The organism is Geodermatophilus poikilotrophus, from assembly GCF_900111455.1.
Classification (GTDB): domain Bacteria; phylum Actinomycetota; class Actinomycetes; order Mycobacteriales; family Geodermatophilaceae; genus Geodermatophilus; species Geodermatophilus poikilotrophus.
The window spans coordinates 45,800-60,843 of record NZ_FOIE01000009.1 but is presented as its reverse complement, the minus strand read 5'-3'; the positions used below and the strand labels follow the sequence as shown (position 1 = coordinate 60,843).

Here is a 15,044-nt window from a genome sequence, read left to right as displayed (position 1 = left end):
ACACGTCCCGGCCGGTACGGCTGATGAGCGGGGACGCCGGCTGGTCGACCGGCCGGGCAGCCCGGAGGCGGAGAGCGGGTGACGAGAATCGAACTCGCACTGTCAGCTTGGGAAGCTGATGTTCTGCCATTGAACTACACCCGCAGGGTCCTGCCGAGACTACCCGAGCGCCCGGTCGGAGGGGAGCGGGGGGCCGCCCGCGCGGATGACGACGGTCGTGCCGGCCGGACTGGGCGTCGCCGTGACGTCCCCGGCGACGCTCATCAGCATCGAGCCGCGGCCCCGGTCCATGCTCGGCACCCGCTCCCGCCACCGGCCGTAGTCGCGGACGGCGACCTCCACCCGGCCGCCGGCGACCTCGGCCCGGACGTCGATCGCCGGCTCGGTGGGGTCCTGGGCGTGTTCGATCGCGTTCGTGGCCGCCTCGCACGCCGCCAGCACGAGGTCGTAGGCGAGGTCCTCGTCGAGGCCGGCGTCGGCGAACACGGCCCACAGCCGCCGGCGCAGCGCCGGGACGGACGACGTGGTGGCCGGGAAGCGCCAGTGCCGGCGGACGGCGGTCCGCGCGGGGGCTCCGGAGCCCGGCTGCGCAGCCCGGTCCCCGGCGGCGGGCGCGGCCGCCGCCGGGGTCATCGGCGGGCGCGGGCGGGGCGGCACCGAGGGCGCCTCGTCCCCGTCGGCCGCAGCCGGGCCGGCCGGGAGCTCCGCGCCGCGGTCGGCGGGGCGGGCACCGGTCGCGCGCCCGGCGGCGCGCTCAACGACGGCGCGCAGCCGCCCGATCAGCTCGGCGGACTCGAACGGCTTGGCCAGGTAGTCGTCCACCCCGGCGTCGAACCCCTCCACGGCGGCCTCCTGGCCGGCGCGGGCGGTGAGCATGACCACCGGGACGCCGCGCAGGGCGGGGTCGGCCCGCAGGGCTCGCAGCAGGTCGAAGCCGTCCAGCCCGGGCATCATCACGTCGGTCACGACGACGTCGGGCCGCGCGGCCCGCACGGCGTCGAGTGCCTCCTGGCCGTTGGCCGCCGTCCGGACGGACCAGATCGGCGACAGCAGCCGCGTCAGGTAGGCGCGCATGTCGGCGTTGTCGTCCACGACCAGGACGCTGGTGCCGGGGCTGCTGGCCGGCGTCCGCGGGCCTGCGCCGTCCGCGACGTCGTCCCACGGGGTCACCACGCCGCCGCGCGAGGAGGCCGAGGGGACGGCCGGCGCACCGGCCGGGGCGTCGGGTTCCCCGAAGGGGACCCGGACCGTGAAGGTGCTCCCGGCGCCGGGCTCGCTGCTGGCGCGCACCTCGCCGCCGTGCAGGGCGACCAGCTCGCGCACGAGGGCCAGACCCAGCCCGCTGCCCTCCCGGCTGCGCGCGGCGGTCCCGACGCCGCGGTGGAACCGCTCGAACAGGCGTGGCAGCTCGTCGGCGGGGATCCCGACCCCGGTGTCGGACACCCGCAGCACCAGATCGTCGCCGTCGGCCCGGAGCACGACGTCGATGCCGCCCACGAAGGTGTACTTCACCGCGTTGGCGACCAGGTTGAGGACGACCTTCTCCCACATCCGCGGGTCGACGTACGCCGGCCTGCCCAGCGGCGGGCAGTCGACGGTGAGCCGCAGGCCGGCGCGCTCGGCCGCGGCCCGCAGCACGCCGGCCAGCTCGGCGGTGTAGGCGGCCACGTCGGTCTGCACCCGCACCGCCGACGCCCGGCCGGCCTCGATGCTCACGAACTCCAGCAGGTCGTTGACCAGCCGCTGCAGGCGCTGCCCGTTGCGCAGCGCCAGGGTGAGCGACTCGCGGACGTCGCCCGGCAGGGCCGGGCCGTCCGCGGCGAGCGTGTCGGCGATCGGGCCGAGCAGCAGGGTGAGCGGGGTGCGCAGCTCGTGGCTGACGTTGGCGAAGAACGCCGTCTTGGCCTGGTCCAGCTCGGCCAGCGCCTCCGCCCGCGCGCGCTCCTCGGCGTAGGCGCGCGCGTTGCGGACCGCGGCGGTCAACTGGCCGGCCAGCAGCTCGTGGAAGGAGCGGTACTCCTCGTCCAGCGCCCGGTTGGGGTTCAGGCCGACGACCAGCGCGCCCACGCCGTCGCCGTCCGGGGCGCCCAGGGGCAGCACGGCGGCCTCGGTGACCGGGTCGCCGAAGGGCCCGCCGGTGAGGCCCAGGGCGGCCACCGCCGAGGGCAGCAGCTCGCCGGGCGAGGCGGCCACCTCCGGGAGCAGCCCGGGGTCGCAGCCGATCGTGGCGGCTCGGCGCAACCCGGGGGTGCCGGGGGTGTCGAGGTAGACGGCGGCGAAGGGCGCGTCGAGGAGGTCGCCGGCCAGCGCTGCGGTCATCGCCGTCACCGTGGCCGTCTCGTCGGCCAGCTCCCCGGTCGAGGATGCGACGTCGTGCAGGAGCCGCTGCCGGCGCTCGGCCAGCACCTGCCGGGTGACCTCGGTGCAGACCGCGTGCATGCCCGCGACCCGGCCGTCGTCGCCGTAGGCCGGGGCGTGGGAGACGGTGAAGTAGGTCTCCTCGCGGTAGCCGGCGCGCTCCAGCAGCAGCAGCAGCTGCGGGATCCAGGACGCCTCGCGGGCGGCCATGGCGTGCTCCACCGGCTCCTGCAGCGCCGCCCAGCCCTCGGCGAGGGTCACCCGGAGGTCGTCGCCGATGGCGCCGGGGTGCTTGGTGCCGATCAGGGTCGCGTACGCGTCGTTGTAGAACTGGGTGTAGCCGGGGCCCCAGGCCAGGATCATCGGGAACCGCGACACCAGCACGGTGCGCACCGCGTGCCGCAGGCTGGCCGGCCAACTCCCGACCGGTCCCACCGGCGTGGCGGACCAGTCGAAGGCGGCCATCAGCCGGCCGTTCCCGCCGCCGTCACGGAAGAGCTCGTCGTCCCCCGGGGCCGGGGACGGGGAGGGCCCTGCGCTCACGTGCCGGCCCACCTCCGCGTGCTGCTCCTCGGCCCCCCGACGCGGACCGGACGCCCGTCGGACCCGGTACCCCGGCGTGGCCGACCACCGGGACGGGACGGTACCCCCGGGTCAACGGCGCACCGCTGCCAGGAGGCGGTCGCCGCCGAGCGCAGCCGCTCGGCGGCCGGGGCAGGACGGTGGCGTCGGAGCTCCGGGGGCCGGCGTGCCGCCGGTCGCGCCCGTGTCTCGAGCGAGGGCCTCCCCGCGGGTGGACGCCTCGTCCCCTGTCCGACGGCCGGCGTCCCGGTCGGCACGTCGCTCCGGGGAGCGACCGGGCCACCGGCCGGACGGGGGTCCGGCCGGTGGCCCGGGGGGAAGCCCTCGCGTCAGACGCGGATCCCGCGGCAGGACACCGAGCAGTCGGTCGACCAGACCGTCCGCAGCCCGGCGAAGACCGCGCTCCGGACGAGCCGCAGCCCGCCGGGGCCGGTGCGCACGTCGGACGAGGAGCCGCCGCCGGCGCCCGCGGAGCCGTCGCTGCCGCCGCCGGCACCGCCACCGCCGCCGGGCGCGCCGCCACCGGTGCCGGACCCACCGCCCGAGCCGCCCGGCGTGCTGCCGCCGGGCGCCGTCCCGCCGGTGGGGGCGGTGTAGGTCAGCGCCGCGGTGAGCACCGAGTGCCGGCCGTCGGGGGCGAAGACGTGCACGTCGTACACGCCCGCGGCCCGGGCGGGCACCTGGACGACGACCTGGGTCGCCGACGAGCGGACCACGGTCGCCGCCGCGCTGTCCCCGATGCGGACGCGCGGGCCCGATGGCAGGGCCGCGCCGGTGATGGTCACCAGGGTGCCGCCGGCCGTGCCGACCCGGGCAGGGCTCAGCGAGGTGATCCCGAACGGGCCGACCGACGGGTAGACGTTCTGCCCGCCCGGGGTCGGGCTGCTGGAGCCGCCCGGGTCGCCGGACCCGCTGGGGGCGTCCGGGGACGTCGGCGTCCGGGTGCCCGAGGGCACGTCCGGCACGACGGGCGTCGTGCGGCCGGACGGTGCACCCGGGTCGCCGGAGCCACCGCTGCCGGCGCCACCCGACCCCGAGCCGGTCGGACCCGACCCCCCGGACCCGCTGCCGCCGGAGCCACCGGTCGGACTGCCCTTCGAGCCGCTGCCCTCGGAGCCGCTGCCCTCGGAGCCGCTGCCACCGGAGCCGCTGCCACCGGAGCCGGAGCTGCCGGTCCCGGTGCCGCCCGTCCCGGTGCCGTTCGGGCCGCTGCCACCGGAGGCGGACCGGTCCGTCCCGCCGGTCCCGGAGCTCCCCGAGCCCGGGTCGCCCGCGCCGGACCCGGACGACCCCGACGAGCCGGAGCCGGACGAGCCCGACGGGCCGCTGCCCGGGGTGTTCCCGGTCCCGCCCGGCGCGGGAGCCGCCGTCGTCCCGACGACCAGCGGAGCGGCGTAGGTGCGCCCGACGGCCGTGCCGTCGCGGTCGAGCCGGACGGTGAGCACGTAGCGGCCGTCGCCGAGCTCCACGGAGGGGGACAGGGGCAGATCGGCCGGACCGGCCGCGTGGCCGAGCGGGAAACGCGCCGTCCCGGTGTCGTCGGTCGCCAGCGTGGTGCCGCCGACGGTGAGCTCGGCGCCGGAGACGGCCCAGACCTCGCCCTCGTGCTCCATGCCCAGGCCCAGCGTGACGCCGTAGTCGCCCGCTGCGGCCGGGCCGGTGGCGGCCACGCGCGGGGTGACGACGCCGGCCGGCGCGGTCATCGAGGTGAAGGTGTAGGAGACGGTGTCCGCGGCGCGGGCCGGCAGACGGCTCAGCGACAGCCGGCCACCGGTGACCGACCGCCCGGCGAACGCGGCCACCGGGTCGACGTCCTCGAGCAGGGCCTGGCGCAGCTGCCGCGGCGTCGCGCCCGGCATCGCCTGCCGGTACAGCGCCACCGCGCCGGCCACCTGCGGGGAGGCGATCGACGTCCCGTTGATCAGCCGGTAGCCGCCGTCGTTCCACGTGGTGAACACGATCGTGCCCGGCGCGAAGAGGTCGACCGAGCCGGCGCCCCACGCGGAGAAGTCGCTCCGGGTGTCCGCCGCGGTCGAGGAGCCGGCGGTGACGACGTTGGCCTCGGTGAGACTGGCCGGGTACAGCGGGGCGGCGTCCCGGTCCGCGGCGTCGTTGCCGGCCGCGACGACGACGACCACGCCCTTGGACTCGGCGTAGGCGACGGCCGAGCGCAGGTTGTCGAGCGCCCACCCGCCGAAGGCCCCGCCCCAGGACGCGTTGACCACGTCGGCGCCGTGGTCGGCCGCGTACCGGATCGCCTCGGCGCCCAGGACGACGTCCACCCCGCCGCCGCTGCCGATGACCAGCGGCATGATCGTCACGTCGGGGGCCACGCCCGCGGTGCCCAGACCGTTGCCGGCGCGGGCGCCGACGGCACCGGCGACGCTCGCCCCGTGGGTGCCGCCCGCCCCGTTGTCGACGTCGGCGCTGTTGGTGGTGAAGTTCCAGCCGTGGCAGTCACCGGCCCTGCCGTTGCCGTCGTGGTCGATGGGGCCGCACGGCTCGGCGGGGTTGGTCCACAGGGCGCCGGCCAGGTCGGGGTGGTCGGAGTCGTAGCCGGTGTCGACGACGGCGACGACCACTCCCTCGCCCGTGCCGGCCTCCCAGCCGGTGGTGACGTCGTCGTCCGCGTCGACCCGTGCCGGCTGGTTGTAGGCGTTGACGCCGGTGTTCTCCAGGTTCCAGCCGTACTGCGGCCAGTAGGGGTCGGTGACCGTGCCGGCGGCCACGGGCACCACCGGCGAGTACTCGGCGTCGGCGACACCGGGCAGCGCCTCCAGGTGGTGCGGCGCCAGGCCCTCGGTCGCCACCAGGGCGCGGTCGGACCCGACCGGCTGGGCGTTGACGACGCCGTCGGCGAGGGCGACCGCTCGGACCAGGTCGGCCGGCGCGACACCCTCGTCGGCGCTGAGCACGTAGCGGGTCAGCCCGTCGCCAGGGCCGAAGTCGGAGACCACCGGCACGGCGGCGAGCGCGAGTGCGCTGTAGGCCGCGGCGCCGGCGTAGCCGGCCACCCAGGCGGAGACGAGCACGACCGCCAGGGCGCCGCGACGCAGCGGCGCTCCTCGGGACTGGGACACGGACCCTCCACTCCACCGGGACCACGGCCCGGGTCAGAGCCGGCCCAGGCGGGAGCCGGCGGGAGGGGATCGGCGCGCCCGGCCGCGCGGTTGAGGGTCCGCCGGCCGGATTCGCCCGGAGTGGTGAGCGGGGCGGTCCCTAGACTCCGCCGCATGCTGCTGTCCGACCGCGACATCACGGCCGCGATCTCCGAGGGCCGCCTGGGCATCGAGCCCTATGACAAGGCGCTGGTGCAGCCCTCGAGCATCGACGTCCGGCTGGACCGCTTCTTCCGGGTGTTCAACAACGCGCGGTACACCCACATCGACCCCGCCCAGCAGCAGGACGACCTGACCACCCTGGTCGAGCCCGACGGCGACGAGCCGTTCGTGCTGCACCCGGGCGAGTTCGTGCTCGGCTCCACGCTCGAGGTCGTCACCATCCCCGACGACGTGGCCGCGCGCCTGGAGGGCAAGAGCTCGCTGGGGCGGCTGGGCCTGCTCACCCACTCCACGGCCGGCTTCGTCGACCCGGGCTTCTCCGGGCACATCACCCTGGAGCTGTCCAACGTGGCCAACCTGCCGATCACGCTCTGGCCCGGCATGAAGATCGGCCAGCTCTGCCTGTTCCAGCTGACCACCCCGGCCGAGCACCCGTACGGCTCGGCGGTCTACGGCTCCCGCTACCAGGACCAGCGCGGCCCGACGCCGTCGCGGTCCTTCCGGAACTTCACCCGGGCCGAGACGCGGCGTCCGGCTCGCTGACCGCCCCGGCCACCTCGCGGGCGGCCACCTCGTCGTCGACGAACCGCTCTCGGGTGGCCAGCCAGCCGGTGGCGGTCAGCGCTGCGACGCCGGCGAGCGCGAGGACGAACATGCCGGCGTAGCTGCCGGTGGCCCCGAGCAGGACGCCGACCAGCAGCGGCCCGCCGCCGGCGAGCACGTACCCCCACCCCTGGACGACGGTGGACAGGGCCGCGGTGGTCTCCGGCGTGCGGGCGCGCAGGCCGATGAGCGCGAGCACCATGGCGAAGGTGCTCATGCCGACCGCGAGCAGGCTCATCCACAACCACGGGACGGTCCGCGGGGCGAGCATCAGTCCGATCCAGCCGCCGACGTAGCAGGCGCTGAAGACCACCAGCAGCGGCCGCTGCAGGCGCGCACGCACCGCCAGCGGAGGGACGATCGCGTTGAGCGGCACGACGACCACGGTGTTGACCCCGAGCAGCAGCCCGGCCGTGGCGGCGTCCAGCCCGGAGTCGCGCAGGTACTGGGCCGTCCAGCCGATGATGATGTAGGCCTGCATCGCCTGGAGGCCGAAGAAGGCCGACAGGGCGACCGCCGTGGGGCTGCGCACCAGCGCGCGCATCGGCAGCGCCGAGTGCGTGGCGCGCGAGGTGCCCGCCCGCGGCCGTACGGCCAGCCACGGCAGCGCCGCCAGCAGGGCGGGCACCGCCCAGATCGCGAGCGTCCAGCGCCAGCCGGCGTCCCCGGCGGCCCGGGCGATCGGTGCGGCCGACACCGAGGCCACCGCCCCACCCGCGGACATCGCGGTGCCGTAGGCGCCCACGAGCAGCCCGGTGCGCGTCGGGAAGTACCGCTTGACCAGGCTGGGGAGCAGCACGTTGCCCAGGGCGCCGCCGACCATCGCCAGCACGGTGCCGGCGACGAAGAGCCAGAACGCCCCGGCCACCGCCCGCAGGACCAGGCCCGCGGCCATCGCCAGCAGCGCCCCGGCCAGCACGTGCCCGTCGCGGAACCGGGCGGTCAGCGGGGGACCGGCGAAGCCGATGGCGGCGAAGCAGATCACCGGCAGGCTGGTCACCAGCCCGGTGAGACCGCTGGAGATGCCCAGTCCGGCCTGGATCTCCTGCAGCACCGGGCCGACGCTGTTGACCGCCGTCCGCAGGTTCAGCCCGGTCAGCACGATCGCCGTCCCGACGAGGAGCAGCCCCCGGCGGGAGGAGGGGGTGGCGGTCCGGGTCACCCGACGATGGTCCCGCCCCGGTCCGGGCCGTCCGGCGGCGGGGGCCGTCCCCCTGACGACGACGGCGCGTGCCCCGGCGGGGACACGCGCCGTCGACGGGTCCTCCTGCTACTGCGCGCCGTGCTCCGTCGCCGCAGAGCCGGTGCCGGCCACGTCGTCGGTCTGGGTCCCGACCTCCGCGCCCTGCTCGGTGCCGGGCGTGCCGACCGGGGCCAGCGAGCGCAGCAGGATCTGGCTGACGTCGAGCACCTCGACGTGCTCGCCGGCCTCGCCGTTCTGCTTCTTGGTCGTCAGCGCGTCGCTGAGCATGGTGATGCAGAACGGGCACGCGGTGGAGATGACGTCCGGATCGAGGCCGAGCGCCTCCTCGGTGCGCTCCATGTTGATCCGCTTGCCGATCTTCTCCTCCATCCACATCCGGGCGCCGCCGGCGCCGCAGCAGAAGCCGCGGTCCTTGCAGCGGTGCATCTCCTGGGTGGAGAGGCCCTGGACGGACTCGAGGATCTCCCGCGGCGGCGTGTAGACCTTGTTGTGCCGGCCGAGGAAGCACGGGTCGTGGTACGTGACCTTGCGGTCGACCGGCGTGACCGGGGTCAGCCGGCCGTCGGCCACCAGCTGGTTGAGCAGCTGGGTGTGGTGCACCACCTCGTAGTCGCCGCCGACCTGCGGGTACTCCCGGCCCAGCGAGTTGAAGCAGTGCGGGCAGGTGGTGACGATCTTGCGCATGCCCGGCACGCGGCCCTCGAAGACGCCGTTGAGCGTCTCGACGTTCTCCTGGGCGAGCATCTGGAAGACGAACTCGTTGCCCATGCGGCGGGCCGGGTCGCCGGAGCAGGTCTCACCCGAGCCGAGGACGGCGAACTCGACGCCGGCGGTGTGCAGCAGCTCCGCGACGGCCTTGGTGACCTTCTTGGCCCGGTCGTCGATGGCGCCGGCGCAGCCGACCCAGAACAGGTACTCGACGTCGAGGGGCAGTGGGCCGTCGGCCTGCCGGACCTCGAAGTCCAGGTCCTTCATCCAGTCCTCGCGGGTGCTGGCCTGGACGCCCCAGGGGTTGCCGCGGTTCTCCAGGTTGCGCAGCATCACGCCGGCCTCGGAGGGGAAGTTCGACTCGATGAGCACCTGGTAGCGGCGCATGTCCTCGATGTGGTCGACGTGCTCGATGTCGACCGGGCACTGCTCGACGCAGGCGCCGCAGTTGGTGCAGCTCCACAGCACGTCGGGGTCGATGACCCCGCCCTCCTCGAGGGTGCCGACGAGCGGGCGGTGGGCCTGCGCGTCGTTGGTGCCCTCGATGCGGGCGTAGCCCGAGGCCCAGACCTGCTCGTCGCTGGGCTTGAGGACGTCGTAGTCCGGCGCGGTCTCGCTCGCGGTCTTCTCACCGAGCAGGTACGGGGCCTTGGCGTACAGGTGGTCCCGCAGGTCCATGACCACCATCTTGGGGCTGAGCGGCTTGCCCGTGTTCCACGCCGGGCACTGGCTCTGGCACCGCCCGCACTCGGTGCAGGTGGTGAAGTCGAGCATCCCCTTCCAGGTGAAGTCCTCGATCTTGCCCCGGCCGAAGACGGCGTCCTCGTCGGGGTCCTCGAAGTCGATCGGCTTGCCGCCGGAGGTCATCGGCTGCAGCGGCCCGAGGGCGACGCTGCCGTCGTCGTGGCGCTTGAAGTAGATGTTCGGGAAGGCGCTGAACCGGTGCCAGGCGACGCCCATGTTGAGGGTGCGGCTGAGGACCACGAGCCAGGTCAGCGAGACCACGATCTTGACGAACGCGACGACGCTCAGCAGGTCCGGGCTGTTCGGCAGCACGGTGGCCAGCAGCCCCGAGACCGGGTGCGACCAGGCCGGGGCGTCGGTCAGGTCGGAGGAGATCTTGAGCGCCCGGATGAGCAGGATGCAGATCCCGACGACCAGGACGACGGCCTCGACGAAGTAGCCGCGGCCCTCGTTGGATCCGGCGAAGCGGCTGGCCCGGCCCTGGCGGCGCGGGTGGTCCTTCTGGCGCCGGTAGATCAGGTAGAGGATCCCGACGACCGTGCCGGTGCCGATGACGTCGGCGAACAGGTTCCACACGCCCAGCTCGCCCACGAGTGGCAGGTGGAAGGCCGGGTTCCAGACCTCGCCGAAGGCCTCGACGAGGGTGAGGAAGAGGCCGTAGAAGCCCAGGAACACGAACCAGTGGGCGACGCCGATCGACGACCACTTGAGCATCCGGGTGTGGCCGAGCGACTCCACGAGCAGCGTCTTGAGCCGCGGGCCCACCGGGCCGTTGCGGGTGCTGTCCGGCTGCCCGGTCCTGATGATGCGGACCATCGCCCGGACCGCCCGGTAGGCGAACACCACCGACACGACCAGGAAGACGACGCTGATCGTCCCCAGGACGACCTGCAAGGGGCCCATCGAAATCCCTCCCGGACGCCCGGAGGCGTCGGTTGATCCCCCGCCCGCCACGGCGGCGGGTGGACTCGCCGCCGCCGAGCGGACCACGCGTGGGCACCTGCGCCCGCGCGTGTCGGACGATAGCCGTCCGGCGCACAGGCTACTTGCCGGTAACCACATTGCGGCAGGCGAAGCGACCGCGGCACCCGGGAACACTCGCCCGCGGGCTGCCGTTAGGGTGGGCAGGAAAGTTGAGTGGACCCCGCGCAAGGCGGACACCCGGCTCCCACACGGACCACCACCACCCCGGAACACACGGAAGAGAGGCCAGCTCCATGGCTCGAGCGGTCGGTATCGACCTCGGCACCACGAACTCCGTCGTCACCGTCCTCGAGGGCGGCGAGCCGACGGTCATCGCGAACTCCGAGGGCTCGCGCACCACCCCGTCGGTCGTCGCGTTCGCCAAGAACGGCGAGGTCCTCGTCGGCCAGTCGGCGAAGAACCAGGCGGTCACCAACGTCGACCGCACCATCCGCAGCGTGAAGCGCGAGATGGGCACCGACTGGAAGTCGCCGGAGATCGACGGCAAGCGCTACACCCCGCAGGAGATCAGCGCCCGCGTGCTGCAGAAGCTCAAGCGCGACGCCGAGACCTACCTCGGTGAGCCCGTGACCGACGCGGTCATCACCGTCCCCGCCTACTTCGAGGACGCCCAGCGCCAGGCCACCAAGGAGGCCGGAGAGATCGCGGGCCTCAACGTCCTGCGCATCGTCAACGAGCCGACCGCGGCCGCGCTGGCGTACGGCCTGGACAAGGGCGAGACCGAGCAGACGATCCTCGTCTTCGACCTCGGTGGTGGCACCTTCGACGTCTCCCTGCTGGAGATCGGCGAGGGCGTCATCGAGGTGAAGGCCACCGCCGGTGACAACCACCTCGGTGGTGACGACTGGGACGAGCGGGTCGTCAAGCACCTGGTGCAGACGTTCAACGCGCGGAGCGGCATCGACCTGTCCAAGGACAAGCTGGCCATGCAGCGGCTCCGCGAGGCCGCCGAGAAGGCCAAGATCGAGCTGTCCGGCGCGCAGTCGACCAACGTCAACCTGCCCTACATCACCGCCGGCGCCGAGGGCCCGCTGCACCTGGACGTCACGATCACCCGTGCCGAGTTCCAGCGGCTGACCCAGGACCTGCTCGACCGTGCCAAGGCGCCGTTCAACCAGGCGATCCGCGACGCCGGCATCTCGGTCGGGCAGATCGACCACGTCGTCCTCGTCGGTGGCTCGACCCGCATGCCGGCCGTCACCGACCTGGTGCGCGAGCTGACCGGCGGCAAGGAGCCCAACAAGGGCGTCAACCCCGACGAGGTCGTCGCCATCGGCGCCGCCCTGCAGGCCGGCGTCCTGCGCGGTGAGGTCAAGGACGTCCTGCTGCTCGACGTCACCCCGCTGTCCCTGGGCATCGAGACCAAGGGCGGGATCATGACCAAGCTCATCGAGCGCAACACCACGATCCCGACCAAGCGCTCGGAGATCTTCACGACGGCCGACGACAACCAGCCCTCGGTGCAGATCCAGGTCTTCCAGGGCGAGCGCGAGATGGCCATGTACAACAAGAAGCTCGGCATGTTCGAGCTGACCGGTCTGCCGCCGGCGCCGCGTGGCGTCCCGCAGATCGAGGTGGCCTTCGACATCGACGCCAACGGCATCGTGCACGTGTCCGCCAAGGACCTCGGCACGGGCAAGGAGCAGTCGATGACCATCACCGGCGGCTCGGCCCTCCCCAAGGAGGACATCGAGCGGATGATGAAGGACGCCGAGGCGCACGCCGAGGAGGACAAGCGCCGCCGCGAGGAGGCCGAGACCCGCAACCTCGCCGAGTCGCTGCAGTACCAGACCGAGAAGTTCCTGGCCGAGAACGGTGAGAAGATCCCGGCCGACAAGAAGGAGGAGCTCGGCGAGGCCCTCACCGAGCTGCGCTCGGCGCTGGGCGGCTCGGACATCGCGGCGATCAAGGCGGCCCAGGAGAAGGTCGCCCGGGTCTCCCAGGAGGTCGGCGGGGCGCTGTACGCCCAGCAGGCCGACGCAGGTGCCGCGGGTGCCGGTGCCGCCGGTGACGCCGGCACGCCCGGCGGCGCGACCGGTGGGGCCACCGGTGCCACCGCGTCGGACGACGACGTGGTCGACGCCGAGATCGTCGACGAGGACAACGACCGCCGATGACGGACAGGGAAGAGGAGCCGCGGGTCGTCATCCGCGACAAGCGGCGCATCGACCCGACCAGCGGCACCGTGCGGGTGCCGGCCGGTGAGCAGCCGGCCGGCACCCGCCCCGCCGCGGACCCAGCAGGGGAGCAGATGAGCGAGCACGAGGCCACCGCCGACGGCGGACAGCCGACGGTGGTGGACGGCGACACCGCCGGTGGTGACGTGGTCCGCCAGCTGGCGGAACGCACCGAGGACCTCCAGCGGGTCACCGCGGAGTACGCCAACTACCGCCGCCGGGTCGACCGGGACCGCCAGCTGGTGGTGGACCAGGCCGCCGAGCGGTTCGCCACCCAGCTGTTCCCGATCGTCGACGACATCGAGCGGGCGCGCGACCACGGCGACCTGACCGGCGCCTTCAAGGTCGTGGCCGACCGCGTCCTGGGGCTGCTCGACGGCCTGGGCGTCGAGGCGTTCGGCAGGGCCGGTGACCCGTTCGACCCGGCGTTGCACGAGGCGGTCATGCACGACACCTCGGCCGACGTCCAGGTCCCGACCGCGACGACGGTGCTGCGGCAGGGCTTCCGCCGCGGCGACCGGGTGCTGCGGACGGCGATGGTCGCGGTCACCGACCCGGAGCAGGTGGTGGCCGCCTCCGCCGACGGCGCGCCCGACGGGACCGTCCCCGCACAGCCGGGCGAGGGCCCGGCGTCCGACTGAGCCGGAGAGGGGGCGCCCGATGAGCACCCGGGACTTCATCGAGAAGGACTACTACGCCGCTCTGGGCGTCGCCCAGGACGCCGACGCGGCGGCCATCAAGAAGGCCTACCGGCAGCTGGCCCGTGACCTGCACCCGGACAAGAACCCGGGCAACGCGGACGCGGAGGCCCGGTTCAAGGACGTCTCCGAGGCCTACGACGTCCTCTCCGACCCCAAGCGGCGGGCCGAGTACGACGAGGCCCGCCGCCTGTTCGGGTCCGGCGGGGCGGGCGCGCGGGCCGGCTTCCCGGGCGGGTTCCCCGGTGGGGCGGGCGGCGGCCAGCCGTTCGACCTCGGCGACCTCTTCGGTGCCGCGGGCGGCGGCCGGGCCGGCGGCGCGGGCGGTGCCGGCGGGCTCGGCGACCTGTTCGGGGGTCTGTTCGGCGGTGGCGGCGGGGCCGGCTCGGCGCGGGCGCGCAGCCAGGCGGCGTCCGGCCCGGCCCGCGGCCAGGACGTCGAGACCGAGGCGACCCTCTCCTTCGAGGAGGCCGTCCTCGGCGTGACGGTGCCCCTGCGGATGCAGAGCCCCGGCACCTGCCCGACCTGCTCGGGTTCGGGCGCCCGGCCGGGCACCAGCCCGCACACCTGCCCGGTGTGCCAGGGCGCCGGCGTGACCAGCCGCAGCCAGGGGGCCTTCGCCTTCTCCGAGCCGTGCCGCAACTGCCGCGGCACCGGCCAGGTCGTCGACGACCCCTGCCCGACCTGCGCCGGCAACGGCGTGACGAACCAGACCCGCACGATCACCGTGCGGATCCCGGCCGGCGTCAAGGACGGCCAGCGCATCCGGCTGGTCGGCAAGGGCGCGCCCGGACGGCGCGGCGGCCCGGCCGGCGACCTGTTCGTCGTCGTCCACGTCTCCGAGCACGAGCTGTTCGGCCGCAAGGGCAACGACCTGACGCTGACCGTGCCGATCACCTTCGCCGAGGCCACCCTGGGCGCGACGCTGACCGTGCCCACGCTCGACGGCAACGTCACGCTCAAGGTCCCCGCGGGGACGGCGAGCGGGCAGACGCTCCGGGTGCGCGGGCGCGGCGTCCCCGGCAAGGGCCGGGCCGGCGACCTGCTGGTGACCGTCGAGGTCGCGGTGCCCAAGCGGCTCACGCCCGCCGCGGAGGACGCCGTCAAGGTGCTCGAGGCCGAGCTCGGCGATCCCCGGCCGCGGATCACCGCCGCGGTGCAGCAGCAGGGCGGTGCGCGGTGAGCCTCCCGGTCGACGGCGGCCGCGAGCAGGCGGACGTCGGGCGCGCCGTCGCCGAGGACGCCCCGGTCTTCGTCATCTCGGTCGCCGCCGAGCTGGCCGGCATGCACGCCCAGACGCTGCGCCAGTACGACCGCCTGGGGCTGGTCAGCCCCGGCCGGACCCGGGGCGGTGGCCGGCGGTACAGCCCGCGCGACGTCGCACTGCTGCGCGAGGTGCAGCGGCTCTCCCAGGAGGACGGCGTCAACCTGGCCGGCATCAAGCGGATCATCGACCTGGAGTCGCAGGTCGAGGCGCTGCAGCAGCGGGTGCAGGAGCTGATCACCGAGGTGGAGGTCGCGGAGAGCCGGGCGATCGCGGCCGAGTCGGCCATCCGGGCCGGCTACGGGCGCGACCTGGTCCCGCTGCGGCCCGCCACCTCGGCGCTGGTCGTGTGGCGGCCCCGGGACGAGAGGTGACCGAGCGTGCGAGGTCACCCCGGGAGCGCAGCAGCCTCGGGCACGGCCCCGATGAGCGCCGGCGAGG

The 15,044-nt window shown here is 74.6% G+C and carries 9 protein-coding genes and 1 tRNA gene; 5 read left to right on the top strand and 5 right to left on the bottom strand.

What is annotated here, in order from left to right:
• Positions 1–73: 73 nt before the first annotated feature.
• The 3 genes from BMW27_RS19565 to BMW27_RS19555 form a co-directional block, all read right to left on the bottom strand.
• A tRNA-Gly gene (locus tag BMW27_RS19565) sits at positions 74–144 on the bottom strand.
• Between the two features lie 15 nt (positions 145–159).
• Positions 160–2,901 carry an ATP-binding protein gene (locus tag BMW27_RS19560; RefSeq protein ID WP_245743729.1) on the bottom strand — a complete coding sequence of 914 codons (2,742 nt, stop codon included), beginning with the start codon at positions 2,899–2,901 and terminating at the stop codon, positions 160–162.
• Between the two features lie 368 nt (positions 2,902–3,269).
• Complete coding sequence (locus BMW27_RS19555; protein WP_091447291.1) at positions 3,270–6,020, bottom strand: S8 family serine peptidase; 2,751 nt, start codon at positions 6,018–6,020, stop codon at positions 3,270–3,272.
• A 153-nt stretch (positions 6,021–6,173) separates the two neighbouring features.
• Between BMW27_RS19555 and dcd the strand changes: the two genes are divergently transcribed.
• Complete coding sequence (dcd, locus tag BMW27_RS19550) at positions 6,174–6,764, top strand: dCTP deaminase (RefSeq protein ID WP_091447285.1); 591 nt, start codon at positions 6,174–6,176, stop codon at positions 6,762–6,764.
• Here the strand turns inward: dcd and BMW27_RS19545 are convergent.
• Both BMW27_RS19545 and BMW27_RS19540 read right to left on the bottom strand, forming a co-directional pair.
• Complete coding sequence (locus BMW27_RS19545) at positions 6,730–7,986, bottom strand: MFS transporter (RefSeq protein WP_091447284.1); 1,257 nt, start codon at positions 7,984–7,986, stop codon at positions 6,730–6,732. The genes dcd and BMW27_RS19545 overlap by 35 nt on opposite strands.
• A 108-nt stretch (positions 7,987–8,094) precedes the next feature.
• Positions 8,095–10,383 carry a (Fe-S)-binding protein gene (locus BMW27_RS19540; RefSeq protein ID WP_091447281.1) on the bottom strand — a complete coding sequence of 763 codons (2,289 nt, stop codon included), beginning with the start codon at positions 10,381–10,383 and terminating at the stop codon, positions 8,095–8,097.
• Positions 10,384–10,697: 314 nt separating this feature from the next.
• Between BMW27_RS19540 and dnaK the strand changes: the two genes are divergently transcribed.
• From dnaK to BMW27_RS19520, 4 genes are read left to right on the top strand one after another with little or no spacing between them, the layout of a single operon-like run.
• On the top strand, positions 10,698–12,581 hold the full coding sequence (dnaK, locus tag BMW27_RS19535) for a molecular chaperone DnaK (protein ID WP_091447278.1): 1,884 nt from the start codon (positions 10,698–10,700) through the stop codon (positions 12,579–12,581).
• Positions 12,578–13,282: a nucleotide exchange factor GrpE gene (gene grpE, locus BMW27_RS19530; RefSeq protein WP_091447274.1), complete on the top strand. Its 705-nt coding sequence runs from the start codon at positions 12,578–12,580 to the stop codon at positions 13,280–13,282. The genes dnaK and grpE overlap by 4 nt, the downstream gene beginning before the upstream one ends.
• A 19-nt stretch (positions 13,283–13,301) precedes the next feature.
• Positions 13,302–14,522 carry a molecular chaperone DnaJ gene (gene dnaJ / locus BMW27_RS19525; RefSeq protein WP_091447269.1) on the top strand — a complete coding sequence of 407 codons (1,221 nt, stop codon included), beginning with the start codon at positions 13,302–13,304 and terminating at the stop codon, positions 14,520–14,522.
• Positions 14,519–14,977, top strand: coding sequence for a heat shock protein transcriptional repressor HspR (locus BMW27_RS19520; protein WP_091447266.1), 459 nt, complete (start codon positions 14,519–14,521; stop codon positions 14,975–14,977). The genes dnaJ and BMW27_RS19520 overlap by 4 nt, the downstream gene beginning before the upstream one ends.
• Positions 14,978–15,044 lie beyond the last annotated feature (67 nt).